This window comes from Evansella tamaricis, from assembly GCF_019042215.1.
GTDB lineage: Bacteria > Bacillota > Bacilli > Bacillales > Salisediminibacteriaceae > Evansella > Evansella tamaricis.
Genome location: NZ_JAHQCS010000100.1, coordinates 63,786 through 78,932, shown reverse-complemented (window position 1 = coordinate 78,932; position 15,147 = coordinate 63,786). Strand labels below are relative to the sequence as shown.

The 15,147-nt window shown below is 39.6% G+C and carries 16 protein-coding genes and 1 riboswitch; of the genes, 1 reads left to right on the top strand and 15 read right to left on the bottom strand.

Going from position 1 to position 15,147, the window contains the following annotated elements:
* Positions 1-4: 4 nt before the first annotated feature.
* The 5 genes from sdaAA to KS419_RS12045 all read right to left on the bottom strand — a co-directional run bounded on the left by sdaAA (position 5) and on the right by KS419_RS12045 (position 4,917).
* On the bottom strand, positions 5-892 hold the full coding sequence (gene sdaAA, locus KS419_RS12065) for an L-serine ammonia-lyase, iron-sulfur-dependent, subunit alpha (RefSeq protein ID WP_217066657.1): 888 nt from the start codon (positions 890-892) through the stop codon (positions 5-7).
* A gap of 28 nt (positions 893-920) precedes the next feature.
* Positions 921-1,583, bottom strand: coding sequence for an L-serine ammonia-lyase, iron-sulfur-dependent subunit beta (gene sdaAB / locus KS419_RS12060; RefSeq protein WP_217066656.1), 663 nt, complete (start codon positions 1,581-1,583; stop codon positions 921-923).
* Between the two features lie 353 nt (positions 1,584-1,936).
* Entirely contained in the window at positions 1,937-2,800 is an 864-nt protein-coding gene (locus KS419_RS12055) for a DegV family protein (protein ID WP_217066655.1), read from the bottom strand.
* A 30-nt stretch (positions 2,801-2,830) separates the two neighbouring features.
* Entirely contained in the window at positions 2,831-4,528 is a 1,698-nt protein-coding gene (locus KS419_RS12050) for a DAK2 domain-containing protein (protein WP_217066654.1), read from the bottom strand.
* Positions 4,529-4,551: 23 nt separating this feature from the next.
* Positions 4,552-4,917 (bottom strand): Asp23/Gls24 family envelope stress response protein, encoded by a 366-nt coding sequence (locus KS419_RS12045; RefSeq protein ID WP_217066653.1) that lies wholly within the window; start codon positions 4,915-4,917, stop codon positions 4,552-4,554.
* 257 nt (positions 4,918-5,174) lie between these two features.
* On the opposite strand from KS419_RS12045, the gene rpmB reads away from it, so the two are divergent.
* Entirely contained in the window at positions 5,175-5,363 is a 189-nt protein-coding gene (gene rpmB / locus KS419_RS12040) for a 50S ribosomal protein L28 (RefSeq protein WP_217066652.1), read from the top strand.
* 201 nt (positions 5,364-5,564) lie between these two features.
* Here rpmB and spoVM read toward each other — a convergent pair whose 3' ends face one another.
* From spoVM to fmt, 10 genes are all read right to left on the bottom strand, one after another.
* The gene (gene spoVM / locus KS419_RS12035) at positions 5,565-5,645 is read right to left on the bottom strand and encodes a stage V sporulation protein SpoVM (RefSeq protein ID WP_217066677.1); all 81 of its coding nucleotides are present in this window, start codon (positions 5,643-5,645) and stop codon (positions 5,565-5,567) included.
* A 152-nt stretch (positions 5,646-5,797) separates the two neighbouring features.
* Positions 5,798-6,454: a thiamine diphosphokinase gene (locus tag KS419_RS12030; RefSeq protein ID WP_217066651.1), complete on the bottom strand. Its 657-nt coding sequence runs from the start codon at positions 6,452-6,454 to the stop codon at positions 5,798-5,800.
* A gap of 24 nt (positions 6,455-6,478) precedes the next feature.
* Positions 6,479-7,030 (bottom strand): energy-coupled thiamine transporter ThiT, encoded by a 552-nt coding sequence (thiT, locus tag KS419_RS12025; protein ID WP_217066650.1) that lies wholly within the window; start codon positions 7,028-7,030, stop codon positions 6,479-6,481.
* A gap of 191 nt (positions 7,031-7,221) precedes the next feature.
* A riboswitch (TPP riboswitch) is annotated at positions 7,222-7,326 on the bottom strand.
* Positions 7,327-7,344: 18 nt separating this feature from the next.
* Positions 7,345-7,995 carry a ribulose-phosphate 3-epimerase gene (gene rpe, locus KS419_RS12020; protein WP_217066649.1) on the bottom strand — a complete coding sequence of 217 codons (651 nt, stop codon included), beginning with the start codon at positions 7,993-7,995 and terminating at the stop codon, positions 7,345-7,347.
* Positions 7,996-7,998: 3 nt separating this feature from the next.
* A complete protein-coding gene (rsgA, locus tag KS419_RS12015) occupies positions 7,999-8,883 on the bottom strand; it encodes a ribosome small subunit-dependent GTPase A (RefSeq protein WP_217066648.1) in 885 nt (294 codons plus the stop codon).
* Between the two features lie 70 nt (positions 8,884-8,953).
* Positions 8,954-10,963 (bottom strand): Stk1 family PASTA domain-containing Ser/Thr kinase, encoded by a 2,010-nt coding sequence (gene pknB / locus KS419_RS12010; RefSeq protein ID WP_217066647.1) that lies wholly within the window; start codon positions 10,961-10,963, stop codon positions 8,954-8,956.
* Positions 10,960-11,718 (bottom strand): Stp1/IreP family PP2C-type Ser/Thr phosphatase, encoded by a 759-nt coding sequence (locus KS419_RS12005; RefSeq protein ID WP_217066646.1) that lies wholly within the window; start codon positions 11,716-11,718, stop codon positions 10,960-10,962. The genes pknB and KS419_RS12005 overlap by 4 nt, the downstream gene beginning before the upstream one ends.
* A 4-nt stretch (positions 11,719-11,722) precedes the next feature.
* On the bottom strand, positions 11,723-12,811 hold the full coding sequence (gene rlmN / locus KS419_RS12000) for a dual-specificity RNA methyltransferase RlmN (RefSeq protein WP_217066645.1): 1,089 nt from the start codon (positions 12,809-12,811) through the stop codon (positions 11,723-11,725).
* Positions 12,812-12,823: 12 nt separating this feature from the next.
* Positions 12,824-14,176, bottom strand: a complete 1,353-nt coding sequence (rsmB, locus tag KS419_RS11995) for a 16S rRNA (cytosine(967)-C(5))-methyltransferase RsmB (RefSeq protein WP_217066644.1) — start codon at positions 14,174-14,176, stop codon at positions 12,824-12,826.
* Positions 14,163-15,119 carry a methionyl-tRNA formyltransferase gene (gene fmt / locus KS419_RS11990; RefSeq protein WP_217066643.1) on the bottom strand — a complete coding sequence of 319 codons (957 nt, stop codon included), beginning with the start codon at positions 15,117-15,119 and terminating at the stop codon, positions 14,163-14,165. Before fmt ends, rsmB begins: the two co-directional genes overlap by 14 nt.
* Between the last annotated feature and the right edge of the window lie 28 nt (positions 15,120-15,147).

Below are 15,147 nucleotides of genomic sequence, written 5' to 3'. Positions count from 1 at the left end.
TTCATCACACCTTTTTCGTTGACGCACCAAAAATTTGCTCCTGATATTTACGCCCAGTAGGAGTGGCAGCAAGTCCACCTTCCCCTGTTTCCCTTAGTGTGAATGGCATCGTCTCACCAATTCGATACATTGCATCAATTACTTCATCACAAGGAATTCGGCTTTCTATTCCTGCAAGTGCCATATCTGCCGCCACAAGGGCATTAGATGCCCCAAAAGCATTCCGTTTCACACACGGCACTTCCACTAGTCCTGCTACAGGGTCACATACTAATCCAAGCATCCCCTTAAGGGCCATTGCCATGGCCATGGCAGACTGTCTTGGTTTTCCCCCTGCCATTTCCACAATTGCTGCCGCTGCCATCCCTGTTGCAGAGCCCACCTCCGCTTGACAGCCACCTGCAGCGCCGGAAATGGATGCGTTATTAGCAACTACAAAGCCAAATGCACCACTTGTAAAAAGGAAGCGGACCATTTGTTCCCGTGTTGGGTTCAATTTATCTTTGACAGCAAATAAGGTTCCCGGGACTACTCCCGCAGACCCCGCTGTTGGAGTGGCGCAAATTGTTCCCATCGCTGCATTCACTTCATTTGTGGCCATTGCTTTCGCCACCGCTTCTAGCATCAATGTTCCAGAAAGTGTTTCATTCTTCTGAATATATTCAAACAGTTTTTTACCATCCCCGCCTGTAAGTCCTGAAACGGACTTTACCTGCTCTTTGATTCCCCGTTCTACTGCTTTTTCCATCACATCTAAGTTTCGTTCCATTTGAGAAAATATGTCTCTTCGGGAGCGATCATGATGTTCCATCTCTTGCAGAATCATCACTTCTGAGATTGGTATTTCTTTTTTTTCCGCAATGGAAACAAGTTCTTCTACGTTGCGAAACATATGTCAGTTACCTCCTTTACGGATAAAATCACTCATGTATTTTCGTTACTTGTGTTACCAGTTCCATCTTTTCTATTTCACTTAATATATCTTTTCCGATATTCTGATCCACTTCAATCACCATTAACGCTTCTTTTCCCACTTCTTTTCGGGAAACTTCCATATGTCCTATATTAATCTGATGCTTAGCCAGTGCTGTGGAAACGGATGCAATTGCCCCGAAACGATCGTGGTGGACGACTAAAATGGCTGGATGGTTACCACTAAGACGAAGTTGAAAGCCATTCAGTTCTTTTATTTCAACCTTACCGCCGCCAATGGAAATTCCAACGAGTTCCATCTCGCTTTGTTTATCTCCGAGACGTATCCTTACTGTATTAGGATGGTCCGTTTGAGCCTCTTCCTCATGGAAGGAGACAATTAACCCCTGTTCCTCCGCAAATTTTAGTGATTCTGTAATTCTAATATCACTCGTATCATAACCTAAAACGCCTCCTGTTAGAGCCACATCTGTTCCATGTCCTAAATACGTTTTTGCAAACGACCCGTATAAATGAAACTCTACCCATGTTGGTTCCTTTTGAAAAAGCTGCCTTGCAACGAGACCAATTCGTGCCGCACCTGCTGTATGTGAACTGGATGGACCGATCATAACTGGTCCAATAATATCAAACACACTTCTATATTTCATGAGATATGCCTCCCAAGCTGTCCTTAAATATATTACTGATCACTTTTCCCATTACACTATATATAGTAACAAATAGTTGATGAATCGGCTATTATCAAATTTTACGTCAGTATCAAACCGTCGGAGAAAAAAAGTGTTATAATCCATGAAAATCAAACAAAATATTATATAACTAAGATCAACATTTTAAGAAAAGTGGTTTCAAAACATTTGCTGATTTGCTCCCCACTTATTAAATACATCTATTCCTACAACAAAAATGCCCCTAAAAGCAGTTAATTTTCCCACCACTTTTAGAGACATGATTTGTCTATTATATTTTGCCCTTGTACTATCTTAAACTTTGATTGCCTTTATTTTTCTTCCTTCCTCGTCATGGAAATGGAAATTGTACCTGGACCAACGTGAGTCCCGATTACTGGACCAATGTCAGTGATAACAGATTCTTTGACATTGAACTGATCCTTTATTTTTGCCATCAATTCCTCAGACTCTTGTTTCGCTTCCGCATGGGATATACCTACATGAATTGGGTCTTGTCCAAAGCGGTTGTCAAACTCTTGAAGAATTCGGGCTACAGCCTTCTTTTGTCCACGCACTTTTTCAAACGGATATACTTCCCCGTCTTCATTTAAGGAAAGAATTGGTTTAATTTTGAGCAAGGACCCGAGAACTGCTGATGCTTTACCAATACGGCCGTTTTTCTCCAAATATTCTAGAGTATCAACCATAAAGAATACCGTAGCCTCATTTAATAACGTGTCGATACGCTTCATACATTCTTCCTTTGTTGCTCCATTCTTTGCAAGTCGGGCCACTTCCACTACCACAACTCCAATGGCATAGGATGCCCTTTTAGAATCCACAACAGTTACCGGAACAGCATCCCCCAGTGTTTGAGAGGCGATGTAAGCAGACTGGAATGTCCCGCTTAATTTAGAAGATAAATGTATAGAGATAATGTCACTATCAGGATTCTCTTCAGCCAGGCGACGATATTCCGTTTCGAACTGAAATGGGGTAGGCTGGGATGTAGTAGGTATTTGATTAGCTGCCTTTAATTTTTCATAAAATTGTGATGGGGTAAGATCAACACCATCCTCAAAAGTCTCTTCACCAAAGTGTACTTTTAACGGTACGACAGTAAGTCCTAATTCCTCTTGTAAAGATTTTGGTATATCAGCTGTGGAATCTGTTACAATTTTTACGTTCCCCATAAACACAACCCCCTTTATATTTTTACCAGACTACTCGACGGAAATAATGTATGAGTAGAGTGGCTGGTTACCAATGTGAATCTCAACATCCACGTGATCATAGTTTTCTTCCAAATAGGCTTCCAGTTCCGCAGTTTCGTCCCCATTACGGTCTTCCCCTCGAATAATGGTGACGATTTCGCTTTCATCATCAATCATTTTATCTACTAATTCTTTAGCAACAGTTTGTACACTTGGACCCGTAGACAAAATATCTTTCTCAAAAATGCCCATGAAGTCCCCTTCTTTAATTTGTACTCCATTTAAGCTTGTGTCCCTTACCGCGTATGTAACTTCACCGGTTTTTACCGTTTTAAGGGCCTCAGTCATTTCAGTTTGATTATCCTTTAAAGAGTCTGTTGGATTGAACGCAAGAAGAGATGCCAATCCCTGTGGTACTGATTTTGAAGGGACTACCACTACTTCCTTATCAGTTACCGATGCTGCCTGCTGGGCCGCCATGACAATATTACTATTATTTGGGAGAAGAATGATTTTATCAGCATTCGCTTCGTTAATCGCTTTCACAAAATCTTCTGTAGATGGATTCATGGTTTGTCCACCTTCGATGACACGTTTCGCACCTAATCCTTTAAATAAATCAGCAATACCTCCTCCCATAGCAACCGTTATGATTCCATACTCTGTTTTCTCATCTTTCTTTGCCGGAGGCTTTGGAGGTTGCGGTCTTGAACCTGTTCCCATATTTTCCTGCTCTAAAATAGAGGAGTGCTGTTCACGCATGTTCTCAATTTTCACATTCACAAGGGAACCGAATTTTTGAGCTTCAGAAATAACATAACCAGGATACTCCGCATGTATATGAATCTTTAATAAATCTTCATCGGAAACCACTAGCAGGGAATCACCAAATTCACTGAGCACATTTCTAAACCGATCTTCATTATAAGGGTTTTCTGATACCTTGTCGTTTTCAAATTTAACCATCACTTCCGTACAATAACCAAATTCAATATCTTCAGTTGAAAGATGGCTTTGTGCAGACTGATGATGTTCCACTTGAACAAGTTCATTCATACTTGGGGAATTTTGAATAAGATCTACGATTTTTTCTCCCTTTAATACAGCGAGAAATCCTTCATAAATCGTAAGCAGTCCTTGTCCACCAGAATCTACTACTCCCACTTCCTTTAACACAGGGAGTAAATCTGGCGTACGCTCCAATGATTCCTTTGCTTCTTTAACTACGGCTTCCATTAAAGCAACCGTATCCTCATTTTTCTTGGAAAACTCCACCGCTTTTTTGGCCGAATCCTTCGCAACAGTAAGGATCGTTCCTTCAACAGGTTTCATGACCGCTTTATAAGCCATGTCAACGCCGTATTCAAATGCATTACTTAAATCTTTCGCACTGATTGTTTCTTTTCCTTCAACCGACTTGGAAAAACCTCGGAATAGTTGGGATAAGATAACACCAGAATTTCCTCTGGCACCCATTAATAATCCTTTAGCGAAAACTCCTGCTATTTTCCCAACATGATCCGTCTTTTGGCCCTTTACCTCTTTTACACCAGAAGTAATCGTCAAATTCATATTTGTTCCTGTATCCCCATCTGGAACTGGGAATACGTTTAATGCATCAATCGTCTTGGAATTATTGGATAGATTGTTGGCCCCTTCAATTAGCATATGGGCAAACTTTTCTCCTTCAATAATTTTGATTGTCACGACCTGCTCCTCCTAACTATACCTTATGGGTTTGTTACGCGAACTCCTTGTACAAATATATTTACAGAATCCACTTTAAGCCCTAGCATTTGTTCTAATTGATATTTCACTTTTGACTGTACATTATGGGCAACTTCAGAAATTTTTGTTCCGTAGCTGACAATGATGTACATATCAATGTGAACTTCTTCATCCCCGTTTTCACGGATAACAACGCCGCGACTCATATTCTCTCGGCCCAAAAGGTCAGTAATACCGTCTTTTAATTGTTTTTGTGAGGCCATCCCCACAATGCCGTAGCAGTCGATGGCCGCCCCACCTGCAATTACAGCCACCACTTCTTTTGAAACGTCGATTTTACCGTAATTCGTTTTCATTTCGATGGTCATGCAAAATGCCTCCTTTTGGTGTTTGCCTGCATGGCTACCGTCATTTTACTATAAACCTTACCATTTTAAAAGAAAACATAAGTCATATTTCCTAAAATATGAATATTTTCTATTGTGTCAAGCAAATTTACTTGAAGGATTGTTGCTAAATGACTTGAAATCTGAATATCTCTATGCTAAGATTACTTAGTGTTTTAATGATACGTAAAAAGTTAGATACGATAGATCTTTCTGTTGTGTATGAAGGAGGGAAAATCATGTCACGTAAATGTGTAATTACAGGTAAAGGACCAAGGTCCGGAAACAAGCGTTCCCATGCTTTGAATGCCACAAAGCGCCGTTGGGGAGCTAACGTTCAAAAAGTTCGTATTCTAGTTGATGGAAAACCAAAACGTGTATACGTTTCTGCAAAAGCACTTAAATCAGGTAAAGTAGAGCGTGTTTAATTTGCACTACTAAAAAACGGCGCATCCTGCGCCGTTTTTTTCTTTAAGTTATACACATGAATAAAAGTATAAGACAAACTAAGGCTTTCGCCATTAGTACTTGGCGAATAGCCAAGATCTTCTACCTCTTTAGGATGTTCATGGACAGAAAAGAATATAATAACAGACTACCCATGGAATCATTTTCAAATTATTATAGGTCTAGCCTTTTCGGAATGCGCCTAGACACGCTTTTACAAAACCGCCGATGAACTTAGGTAATTTAATCGTATAAAACTTCATTTTTCCCCCTCCTCGAATGAGCTGCCCTTGCTCCACAGGACATGATGAGTTAAAAAAACGTGCTTCGTTATTACCCATTATATTCATCTAGTTGGAAATAGTACCTATTTTTTAAAAGAAAAAAGGAAGTATTTCACTTAAACTCCAATTTGCTATTTTATTGGCTTATCTTTTGATTCAATTACTAAGAGAATACCGTCAGAAAAAGAATAGGAACCCGTTTCACCAATAAGTTCATTACTTATGGAGAGGCTCGATCCTTGTTTTAGTGTAGTATTTATAAGGGGATAACGAAAACCTGTCAACGTTAAATTGCTAACAGTAAGGGTTACAGGTAAAAACGAAACATAAGAAAATGCTGTTTTCTCTATAGAAAAATCTCCTGGATTTTTCACCAACAAACGATTCCAACTGTCTTCCATAACAATGTCCATTTGATGTGAAAGTCCACGCTGCAGGAACTGTACATTGATTAGCATATGATCTAATCTTCCACCTGTTCCACCTAAAATAACAATTTTTTCAGGTTTTTGATTGATCACCCAGTCCAATGCCAATTCCAAATCTGATGCATCCTTCTCTTTTGGAAAACAGGCAAGGTGCACAGATTGCCTGTGCACCAAGTCCATTTCTTCATTTGTAATAGAGTCAAAATCTCCGAAAGCCCGAACCGGGACAATATCATTTTCAATTAAGTAAAGTAATCCTCGGTCAACCCCAACCCATACAACTTCATCATAAACCTTTTCCACTTCGTTTAAAGGTGGGATATTTTCAATTGGTCCCCCTGCTAGGATAATATAGGTCATGAAATTTCCTCCTCACAAATACAATTAAGCGTTCGGATTCAGAATTCGTCTGTTTGCTTTATAGAGGAGTAACAACACCACTAAGCATAGTAAAAATGCAGGTCCCATATACGTCATATTATATGTGAAAGAATACCATGGAACTGGTGTCCCTTCAGGTGCATAAACACCAAACCAAACGATTCCTGCATAGAAATGTGCTAAAAATCTCCATAAACTTCCGATTAAAACACCTATTATTAAATATGGTATTGGATTGTTCTTTACACGTTCGCTATTAAAGTAAAAGATACCTGCTAACCCTACACCTAGAAAAGCAATAGGGTAATCCACGATCGCTTGAACAGGATGATAAATGGAAGGTTGAATTAACATGTTTAATAAACCTACAATTAATCCTGTCAATAAACCGTATTTCAAGCCCCGTCTAAATGCTACGACAAAAATAGGGAGCATAATTAATGAAACGGAACCTCCTTGTGCCCAAACTTTGAATGAGAAAAAATCTAATACAATTGCTAATGCAGACATGATTGCAACTTCTGCCATAATAACTAGTGGTCTTGAATTTCTCAATGTAGTACCTCCTCAATAGTAATATTGTTTACTTAAAAAACACCATTTCATGCAATATAGAATACCATCTCCCATACAATAGTTGAACGAACCACATTTACGCACTGGAGCTAGACAGCTTTTCTAGCGTAAAAAAGTTTCTTTTTTTCAAAGAAAAAAACCATTGCAGAATGCAATGGCCATCATTTAATAAAATGCTGACTCCACATCCCTACGCAAGTATAAACTTACAGGTTCAAAGGGTCGAAACGCCAAGTTTCCTCTCAGTCCTTCTAAAGACTCCCCTTGTGGTCCATGTTCAATTACTCCTAATTTTACATTGAATCACGAAGACTTTCAATAGCTTTTTTCCTATTTCTGCTTTTATAAATCGCAGAACCTGCAACAAGAACATCTGCCCCTGCCTCTATGCATTGTCGGGCTGTATCTGGATTAACGCCACCGTCCACTTCCACATCAATCGATTTCCCAACTTGATTCACAAGGCTTCTAACTTCTGTAATCTTTGGAATAACGGAAGGGATAAAAGATTGTCCTCCAAAACCAGGGTTTACAGTCATTAATAAAACAAGTTCCACATCTTCGATAATATGTTGAATAGTTGAAACTGGAGTTGCAGGATTTAATACTACCCCAGGTTTTGCCCCTGAATCCCGGATCAATTGAATACTGCGATGAAGATGAGGACACGCCTCAACGTGAACACTGATGATATCTGCACCAGCTGACGCAAAATCCTTAATATACCGATCAGGATTTTCAATCATTAAATGAACATCCAATGGAAGTTTCGTAATAGGTCTCACTGCATCTACTACAAGAGGTCCAATTGTAATATTCGGTACAAAATGCCCGTCCATCACATCAATATGAATATAGTCTGCCCCTCCTTTTTCAACATCTGCTATCTCTTCTCCTAGTTTTGAAAAATCTGCTGACAAGATGGATGGAGCAATTTTTATCATTTGTCAGTACCTCCGCTTTTGTGATTTAATCTCGCCTAAAAATTGTAAATAATGTTCGTATCTATGCTCTGCCACTTCCCCAGAACTTACAGCATCCCTCACAGCACATTTCGGTTCGTTCTCATGCATACAACCACGGAATTTACAGTCATTTATCCTTATTCTCATCTCAGGAAAATAAAGACTTAATTCCTCCGCTTCCATTCCCATGAAGTCAAGTGAGCTGAATCCAGGAGTATCTGCAACATATCCCCCTTCTTCAATGGGGATTAACTCCACATGTCTAGTGGTGTGTTTTCCCCTGCCCAAAGCCTTGGAAATTGCATTTGTTTCTAAATTCAACTCAGGCTTTAATGCATTTAATAGAGATGACTTTCCTACTCCTGACTGTCCCGCGAATACAGATACTTTATTTATTAAGTAGGGGCGCAAAGCTTCAATTGTTTCCTCCACAAATATGGATGTGCTAATAACTTCATAATTTAATCTTCTGTAAATCTCTTCATGTTTTTGAATCTCCGTTTCCCCAATGTGTCCCAACAAATCAATTTTTGAAAGACAAATAATCGGCTTGATATTATTCGCTTCCACATGAACAAGAAATTTATCCAATAACAATGGGCTAAACGAAGGTTCATCTGTTGAAAAAACAAGAATAGCCTGTTCCACATTGGAAATAGGTGGCCTGACGAGTTGGTTTAAACGTTTTTTTATATCTAAAACATAACCGTCCGTTTTATTTTCCGCTTCAAACTCCACCCAATCCCCAACTAAAGGGGTTATTTTTCTTTGACGAAAATTTCCCCTTCCACGACATTGGAAGATACCCTCATCGTTTTCCACGTAATAAAAACCACTTAATGCTTTGACAATTCTACCTTGCCCCATCCGTACCTCCATATAAAACCAACAAAATTCCTCCTTTGTTTATTTCATTTTCATGAGACATTAGATTTTGTTAATCGTATTGTTTTAAGTCCTCGTATCGGTACCTATATGGAGAGTCTTCATGTTCTTCTCCATTTATATACACCAATAAATACCCTGAATCTCCTGGGGCCACGGTCATAGGAACTTGAAACCTTTCCGTTTCCCTAATTTCCCTATCTACCACTTGTCTCGGTGTGCTGTGCATCATATCAATGACTGAAATGACAACCCTAACTGCTGGTCTTTCCCCATCTTCTTCCTCAGGGTCTCTATCATCCATTTCAACCCTAAATGGAACATTGACGGTTATAGGTTCCTCAACAGGTTCCTCTTCCTCAGGTTCCGGTCCTATAGAAAAGACAATTGTAACATTGGTCCGTTCCCGAATTTCTGTATTTCGTGCAGGATCTTGTGAGATAACTTTCCCTTCCTCCACTGTAGGATGGTATTCTTCCTCAAAATCCAACTCTAAAAACGGATGATTAGATAACGTTTCAAGAACTTCTTCCCTTGTCATTCCATAAAGGTTCGGCATCGTAAACGTAGGACGCATACTTAATGTTATTGTTACCACTGTTTCCCTTGGTAAAACCAATTCACCAGCTTCCGGATATTGTGCTAAAACTATATCGTCGTCATATTCGGTGGTTTCTTCATATTCAAATTCATAACCTTCAAAATCCGCCAATATACGTTCAGCCCATTCCTTCGTTTCTCCAACGAGATTTTCCATTTCCACAGGTTCTGGACCTTCACTGACAACAAGTCTAATTTCTGTACCCACTTTAACCGTTTGCCCAGCAAGTGGTCTGTGACTAATGACATGTCCCGCTTCCACTTCTTCATCATGACGAAGATCCTGCTCCACGATAAGACCCATTTCAGTTAATTCTTCGTTCGCTTCTTCGTATTCCATTCCTACGATATGATCTGGAATAGTTACATCATCCACATGAAGCCATCTAGGAATCAATGAAAAAGCCACATACAATACAGCTAGAATAAAAAATAAGATGGCAATACTTGTAATAATCCAAAATTTCTTTCCCTTTTTCTTTTTATCTTTTCCAGGAGGTTCTTTCCATTGAGGTTCCTGATTGCCACCTGAATTGACAATTGTTTTATCAAGATTTGAGCCATGTTGTTCACCGATTATTGGAATCGCTTTCGTTGCCTCACCATCGTGAGACGTTACCTCCATACGTTTTTCCTGGCTCCGTGAAGGATCAAACACGGTGACTAAGTCTGTTAACATTTCATCTGCGGAAGTAAACCGTTCCAATGGATCTTTAGCGGTTGCTTTTAATACTACATTTTCAATACTTTGTGGTATTGATGGATCCATGTCTCTGACAAATGGAAGGGGTTCTTGCAAGTGTTTAATCGCAACCGAGACAGCAGTATCTCCGTTGAAAGGAACTTTCCCTGTTAGCATCTCATACATTACAATCCCAAGAGAGTAAATATCCGATTTATACGTTACATTTCCCCCTCGTGCCTGTTCCGGAGATAAATAATGAACAGACCCTAATATGGAATTCGTATGGGTGATTGTAGCTTCACTTATGGCGCGGGCAATCCCAAAGTCTGTCACTTTTGCATTTCCCGATTCATCAATTAAAATATTGTGAGGTTTAATATCCCTATGAATAATCTGGTTATCATGGGCATGTTCTATTGCGGAAGTTATTTGCTCCATGATACTTACCACTTCATGAACAAATAGCTTGCCCTTTTTTTGAATATAATCCTTTAAAGTGTCTCCATTAACATACTCCATTACAATATAGTACAGTTTATCTTCTTCCCCAACATCATAAATATTAACTACATTCGGGTGAGAAAGACTGGTTGCTGCCTGTGCCTCTCTACGAAAACGTTTTATAAAATCCTCATCTTCTGAAAACTGAGGCTTAAGCACCTTCACTGCAACATCTCGATCTAAGATGATGTCCCTCGCTAAATAAACATCTGCCATTCCACCACCGCCAATTGGTTTAAGCAATTGGTAACGGTCGTTGATTCGTTTTTGATTCATTCGTCACTCACGTCCTTCTGAAGATCTGAATGACGTAACAGAGTAATGGTTACATTATCTTCCCCACCACGTTCATTTGCCATCTCAATTAAACGGTCAGCCATCATTTCTAGGGAAACGTCTTTTGAAAGCTCTTCATCTATTTCATGATCACTTAACTTGTCTGTTAGACCATCAGAACATAATAATAAATATGAACCTGGATCCCAATCAATAGTATTCACATCGACTTTAATCGATTCTTCTGTCCCTAACGCCCTTAGAATGACATTTTTTCTTGGATGATGCATGGCTTCATCTTCTGTAATTTGTCCAGATCGTACTAGTTCTCCAACAAGGGAATGATCTGCTGTCATTTGTTTAAGTCCAGCAGATGTTTTCATGTATATTCGGGAATCCCCGACATGAGCAACTGTTACAAATTGGTCACTGCATATGGCAGCAACTAAAGTAGTCCCCATACCTTCACACTGAACATTTTCTTTCGAATGTGTAAATATGTGCTCATTCACTTCATGGATGGAATCTTCAAGCCATTTTTCAGCTTCCTTTGGAGAGAATACCGTGTTCATTTCCTGCCACTTGCTAAGAAGATATTCCTTCGTCATTTTACTTGCAACATCCCCAGCCTGATGGCCACCCATCCCATCTGCAACGAGTGCCAATAATAATCCATTTTCCCCAATAGCAAAAGCCCCGTCATCTTCATTGTGAGGGCGCACCTGCCCCACGTCTGTTCGAAAAACCGCGTCCATAAATTTATCCCCTCGTTTCTTCTTTCCGCTCCTTTGCGCGAAGTTGTCCACAAGCAGCATCAATATCGTGCCCTTGTTCCCGTCGAATCGTCACGTTTATACCTCTATTTTTTAATGTTCTTTCAAACTCAAAAATCTGTTCTTTCGGGGTTCGTACGTAATTCCGCTCCAATACATCATTTACTGGAATTAAGTTAACATGACATTTAAAACTGTTAATGAGATCTGCTAATTTTTCTGCGTCTGCTATGGAATCATTTACACCCCCAAAAAGTCCGTACTCAAATGTAATTCTACGACCTGTTTTTTCCACATAATACCGAATCGATTCCATTAACTTCTCCACTGGATAAGCCCTGTTAATCGGCATAAGTTTCGATCGTGTTTCCGTATCAGCGGCATGTAAAGAAATGGCAAAATTAATTTGAAGTTGTTCGTCTGCAAACTGGTAAATTTTTGGAACAACACCACTTGTGGAGACAGTGATATGTCGCGCACCAATATTAAGGCCGTGATCATGGTTTACTGTCCGCAAAAACTTCATTAGTTCATCATAGTTATCAAAGGGTTCTCCAATACCCATGACAACAATAGAATCTACCCTAGAACCTTCTTCATCAAGAAATTGTTGCGCCTTTAATACTTGGGCCACAATTTCTCCTGCTTCGAGATTCCGCTTTAATCCACCTAATGTGGAAGCACAGAAAGTACAGCCTAAACGGCAGCCCACTTGCGTTGTCACACAGACGCTATTCCCATAATCGTGGCGCATAACAACTGTTTCAATGGAATAACCATCCCTTAATTCAAATAAAAATTTAATCGTTCCATCTTTTGACGTTTGAGATGTTATCGTTTTAAGAGTGGTTAATGCATAGTTATTCGCCAACTTTTCCCTTAAATCCTTCGATAAATTAGACATCTTTTCAAAAGTTGTGACCCTTTTTACATAAAGCCAGTCAAAAATCTGTTTCCCGCGAAAGACAGGTTCCCCATTTTTCTTAAGCCATTCGATCAACTCATCATATGTAAGTGAATATAGAGAAGGTTTTGCCTCATGATTCACTTCCGTTGTTTTTTCTTGTGTAAACATGTTGAACCACCTTTAATTTATTTTCTGTACAGCAGATATGAAAAAGCCATCCGTACCCTTTTCCCCCGGAAATAATTGTATCATTCCCTTGTCAACGTTTAGACAATCGCGAAATGATTCCGGCAAACGATCTTTTAAATCTCGATCAAACAGTGCATCTTCGTGACTGGATACAAAAGATGTGATAACATGATTATTTTCCTCCAAATCTACAGTACATGTACTATAAACTAATCGTCCACCTTTTTTCAACAATGGCCAAACGGAGTCTAATATATCTTTTTGAATACTTGAAAGACGAAAAATATCCTCTTCGGTTTTCGTCCACTTCACATCCGGTTTCCTCTGTATTACTCCAAGTCCAGAACAGGGGGCATCCACAAGAATCCGGTCAAAACTTTCTTTTTCAAAATTTTCGGTGGCTTTACGGGCATCTAGCAAGTTCGCATGGATATTTGTTAACCCTAATCGATTCGCTTGTTGTTCAATTAATCCCACTTTATGTTTATGAATGTCTAAAGAAATTATTTTCCCTGTGTTCTGCATCCTTTCAGAGAGATGGGTGGATTTTCCACCTGGAGCGGCACAGGCATCTAGAACCATCTGATCCTTCTCAGGAGAAAGAGCATGGGCAACCAACATGGAACCCTCATCCTGAATCGTCAACCATCCCTCTTTAAACGCTTTTGTTCCAATGATTGATCCCTTTGTAATAATGATGCTTTCAGGAATTTGATCACTTTTCTTGCTTTCAATTCCATCTTGTTCGAGGGAAAGAATAGCATCAACCACACTACCTTTTAAGAGATTAACGCGTGCACTATAAGTAGGATGCTGTAAATTAGCTTTTGCCATCAACTCTGTTCGCTCTGATCCATACTGATCAAGCCAACGGGAAATGAGCCATGTGGGGTGGCTTGTTCCAACAGCCATTTTTTCTACAGGGTCTTCGATCGAATCTATATTTGGCAGCCCCTCCCTCTGAATCGAACGTAAAATCCCATTCACCATTCCTGATATGCCTTGATGTCCCCGTTTCTTTGCAATCTGTACCGCTTCATGTATTGCTGCACGATCAGGGATCCGGTCTAGATATACCATCTGATATAGAGACATTCTTAAAAGAATGAGTACCCATAAATCTAATTTATTTAACGTTTTCTTGGAAAACGTTGACAAATAAAAATCCAATGTCCGTTTGTACTGTAATGTACCGTAAACTAATTCCGTTAGTAAAGGAACATCTTTCTCCAGCACCTTTGATTGCTTTATCGTTTCATTTAATAGCAGATTACTATATGCCTGATTTTTTTCTATCTTTATTAGAACGTCCAACGCCGCTTCCCTAACATTACCTTGTTTCATCACTTTCTCCTAACATCATTCCTGGATTCCAACGCTTTCCTGCTCCTTGGAGAAATGTTTTTACGTCCATCCGTTTCTTTCCGGAAGGCTGAATTTCCATCACTTTGAGTACTGTTTTTTCTCCACAGGCTACAGAAAAACTATCTTCTTCTAGTTTGATCACAGTACCAGGCTTTTCATCCGTAAAATTTTCTGTTTTTTCAGTCCACCAAATTTTTAACCGGTTTTTCTCGTGAAATGTATATGCAACTGGCCACGGGTTCAATCCCCTGACTTGGTTATAGATTTCCTCAGCAGAGTTTGACCAATTGATTATTTCTTGTTCTCTTTTAATGTTAGGGGCATAGGACGCCTCTGTTTCATCCTGCTCCTCTGCGACGATAGACCCCGCCTCTAATTCCGGTAACGTTTCCAGTAACAGTGTTGCTCCAAGACCACTTAGTTTATCATGCAAGCTTCCGGTTGTATCCTTCTCTTCGATCGGTATGGAACGTTGATTTAATATGGCCCCTGCATCGAGTTTTTCTACCATATACATGATAGATATACCAGTTTCCCTTTCCCCATCAATAATCGCCTGGTGAATCGGAGCTCCACCACGATACTTCGGTAGAAGGGAGGCATGCACATTCACACAACCTAACGGTGGAATTTCTAATAATCCCTTTGGAAGAATTTGTCCAAAGGCTGCTGTAATTATTATGTCTGGGTTAACTTCTTCTACTTTACGCCATTCTGTTTCATTCTTAATTTTTTCCGGCTGAAAAACCGTTAAACCATGTTTTTCTGCTGCAACTTTCACAGGAGGCGGAGTTAATGTCTGTTTTCTGCCCTTAGGACGATCTGGTTGAGTAACGACTAAACACACGTCATAGCCCTTTTCTATGATTTCTTCAAGGACTGGTACTGCAAAATCCGGTGTACCCATAAACACAACTCTCATGTTTGTTCCTCTCTTTCTATGAAATGAC

Bases quoted from the DNA above. Each gene is read 5' to 3' on its own strand.
- rlmN (WP_217066645.1), bottom strand. From the start codon at position 12,811: ATGTTTACACAAGAAAAAACAACGGAAGTGAATCATGAGGCAAAACCT.
- KS419_RS12005 (WP_217066646.1), bottom strand. From the start codon at position 11,718: ATGGACGCGGTTTTTCGAACAGACGTGGGGCAGGTGCGCCCTCACAAT.
- rpe (WP_217066649.1), bottom strand. From the start codon at position 7,995: ATGATAAAAATTGCTCCATCCATCTTGTCAGCAGATTTTTCAAAACTA.
- spoVM (WP_217066677.1), bottom strand. From the start codon at position 5,645: ATGAAGTTTTATACGATTAAATTACCTAAGTTCATCGGCGGTTTTGTA.
- pknB (WP_217066647.1), bottom strand. From the start codon at position 10,963: ATGAATCAAAAACGAATCAACGACCGTTACCAATTGCTTAAACCAATT.
- rsmB (WP_217066644.1), bottom strand. From the start codon at position 14,176: ATGAAACAAGGTAATGTTAGGGAAGCGGCGTTGGACGTTCTAATAAAG.
- fmt (WP_217066643.1), bottom strand. From the start codon at position 15,119: ATGAGAGTTGTGTTTATGGGTACACCGGATTTTGCAGTACCAGTCCTT.
- KS419_RS12030 (WP_217066651.1), bottom strand. From the start codon at position 6,454: ATGACCTATATTATCCTAGCAGGGGGACCAATTGAAAATATCCCACCT.
- KS419_RS12045 (WP_217066653.1), bottom strand. From the start codon at position 4,917: ATGACCATCGAAATGAAAACGAATTACGGTAAAATCGACGTTTCAAAA.
- sdaAB (WP_217066656.1), bottom strand. From the start codon at position 1,583: ATGAAATATAGAAGTGTGTTTGATATTATTGGACCAGTTATGATCGGT.
- rsgA (WP_217066648.1), bottom strand. From the start codon at position 8,883: ATGGGGCAAGGTAGAATTGTCAAAGCATTAAGTGGTTTTTATTACGTG.
- KS419_RS12055 (WP_217066655.1), bottom strand. From the start codon at position 2,800: ATGGGGAACGTAAAAATTGTAACAGATTCCACAGCTGATATACCAAAA.
- rpmB (WP_217066652.1), top strand. From the start codon at position 5,175: ATGTCACGTAAATGTGTAATTACAGGTAAAGGACCAAGGTCCGGAAAC.
- sdaAA (WP_217066657.1), bottom strand. From the start codon at position 892: ATGTTTCGCAACGTAGAAGAACTTGTTTCCATTGCGGAAAAAAAAGAA.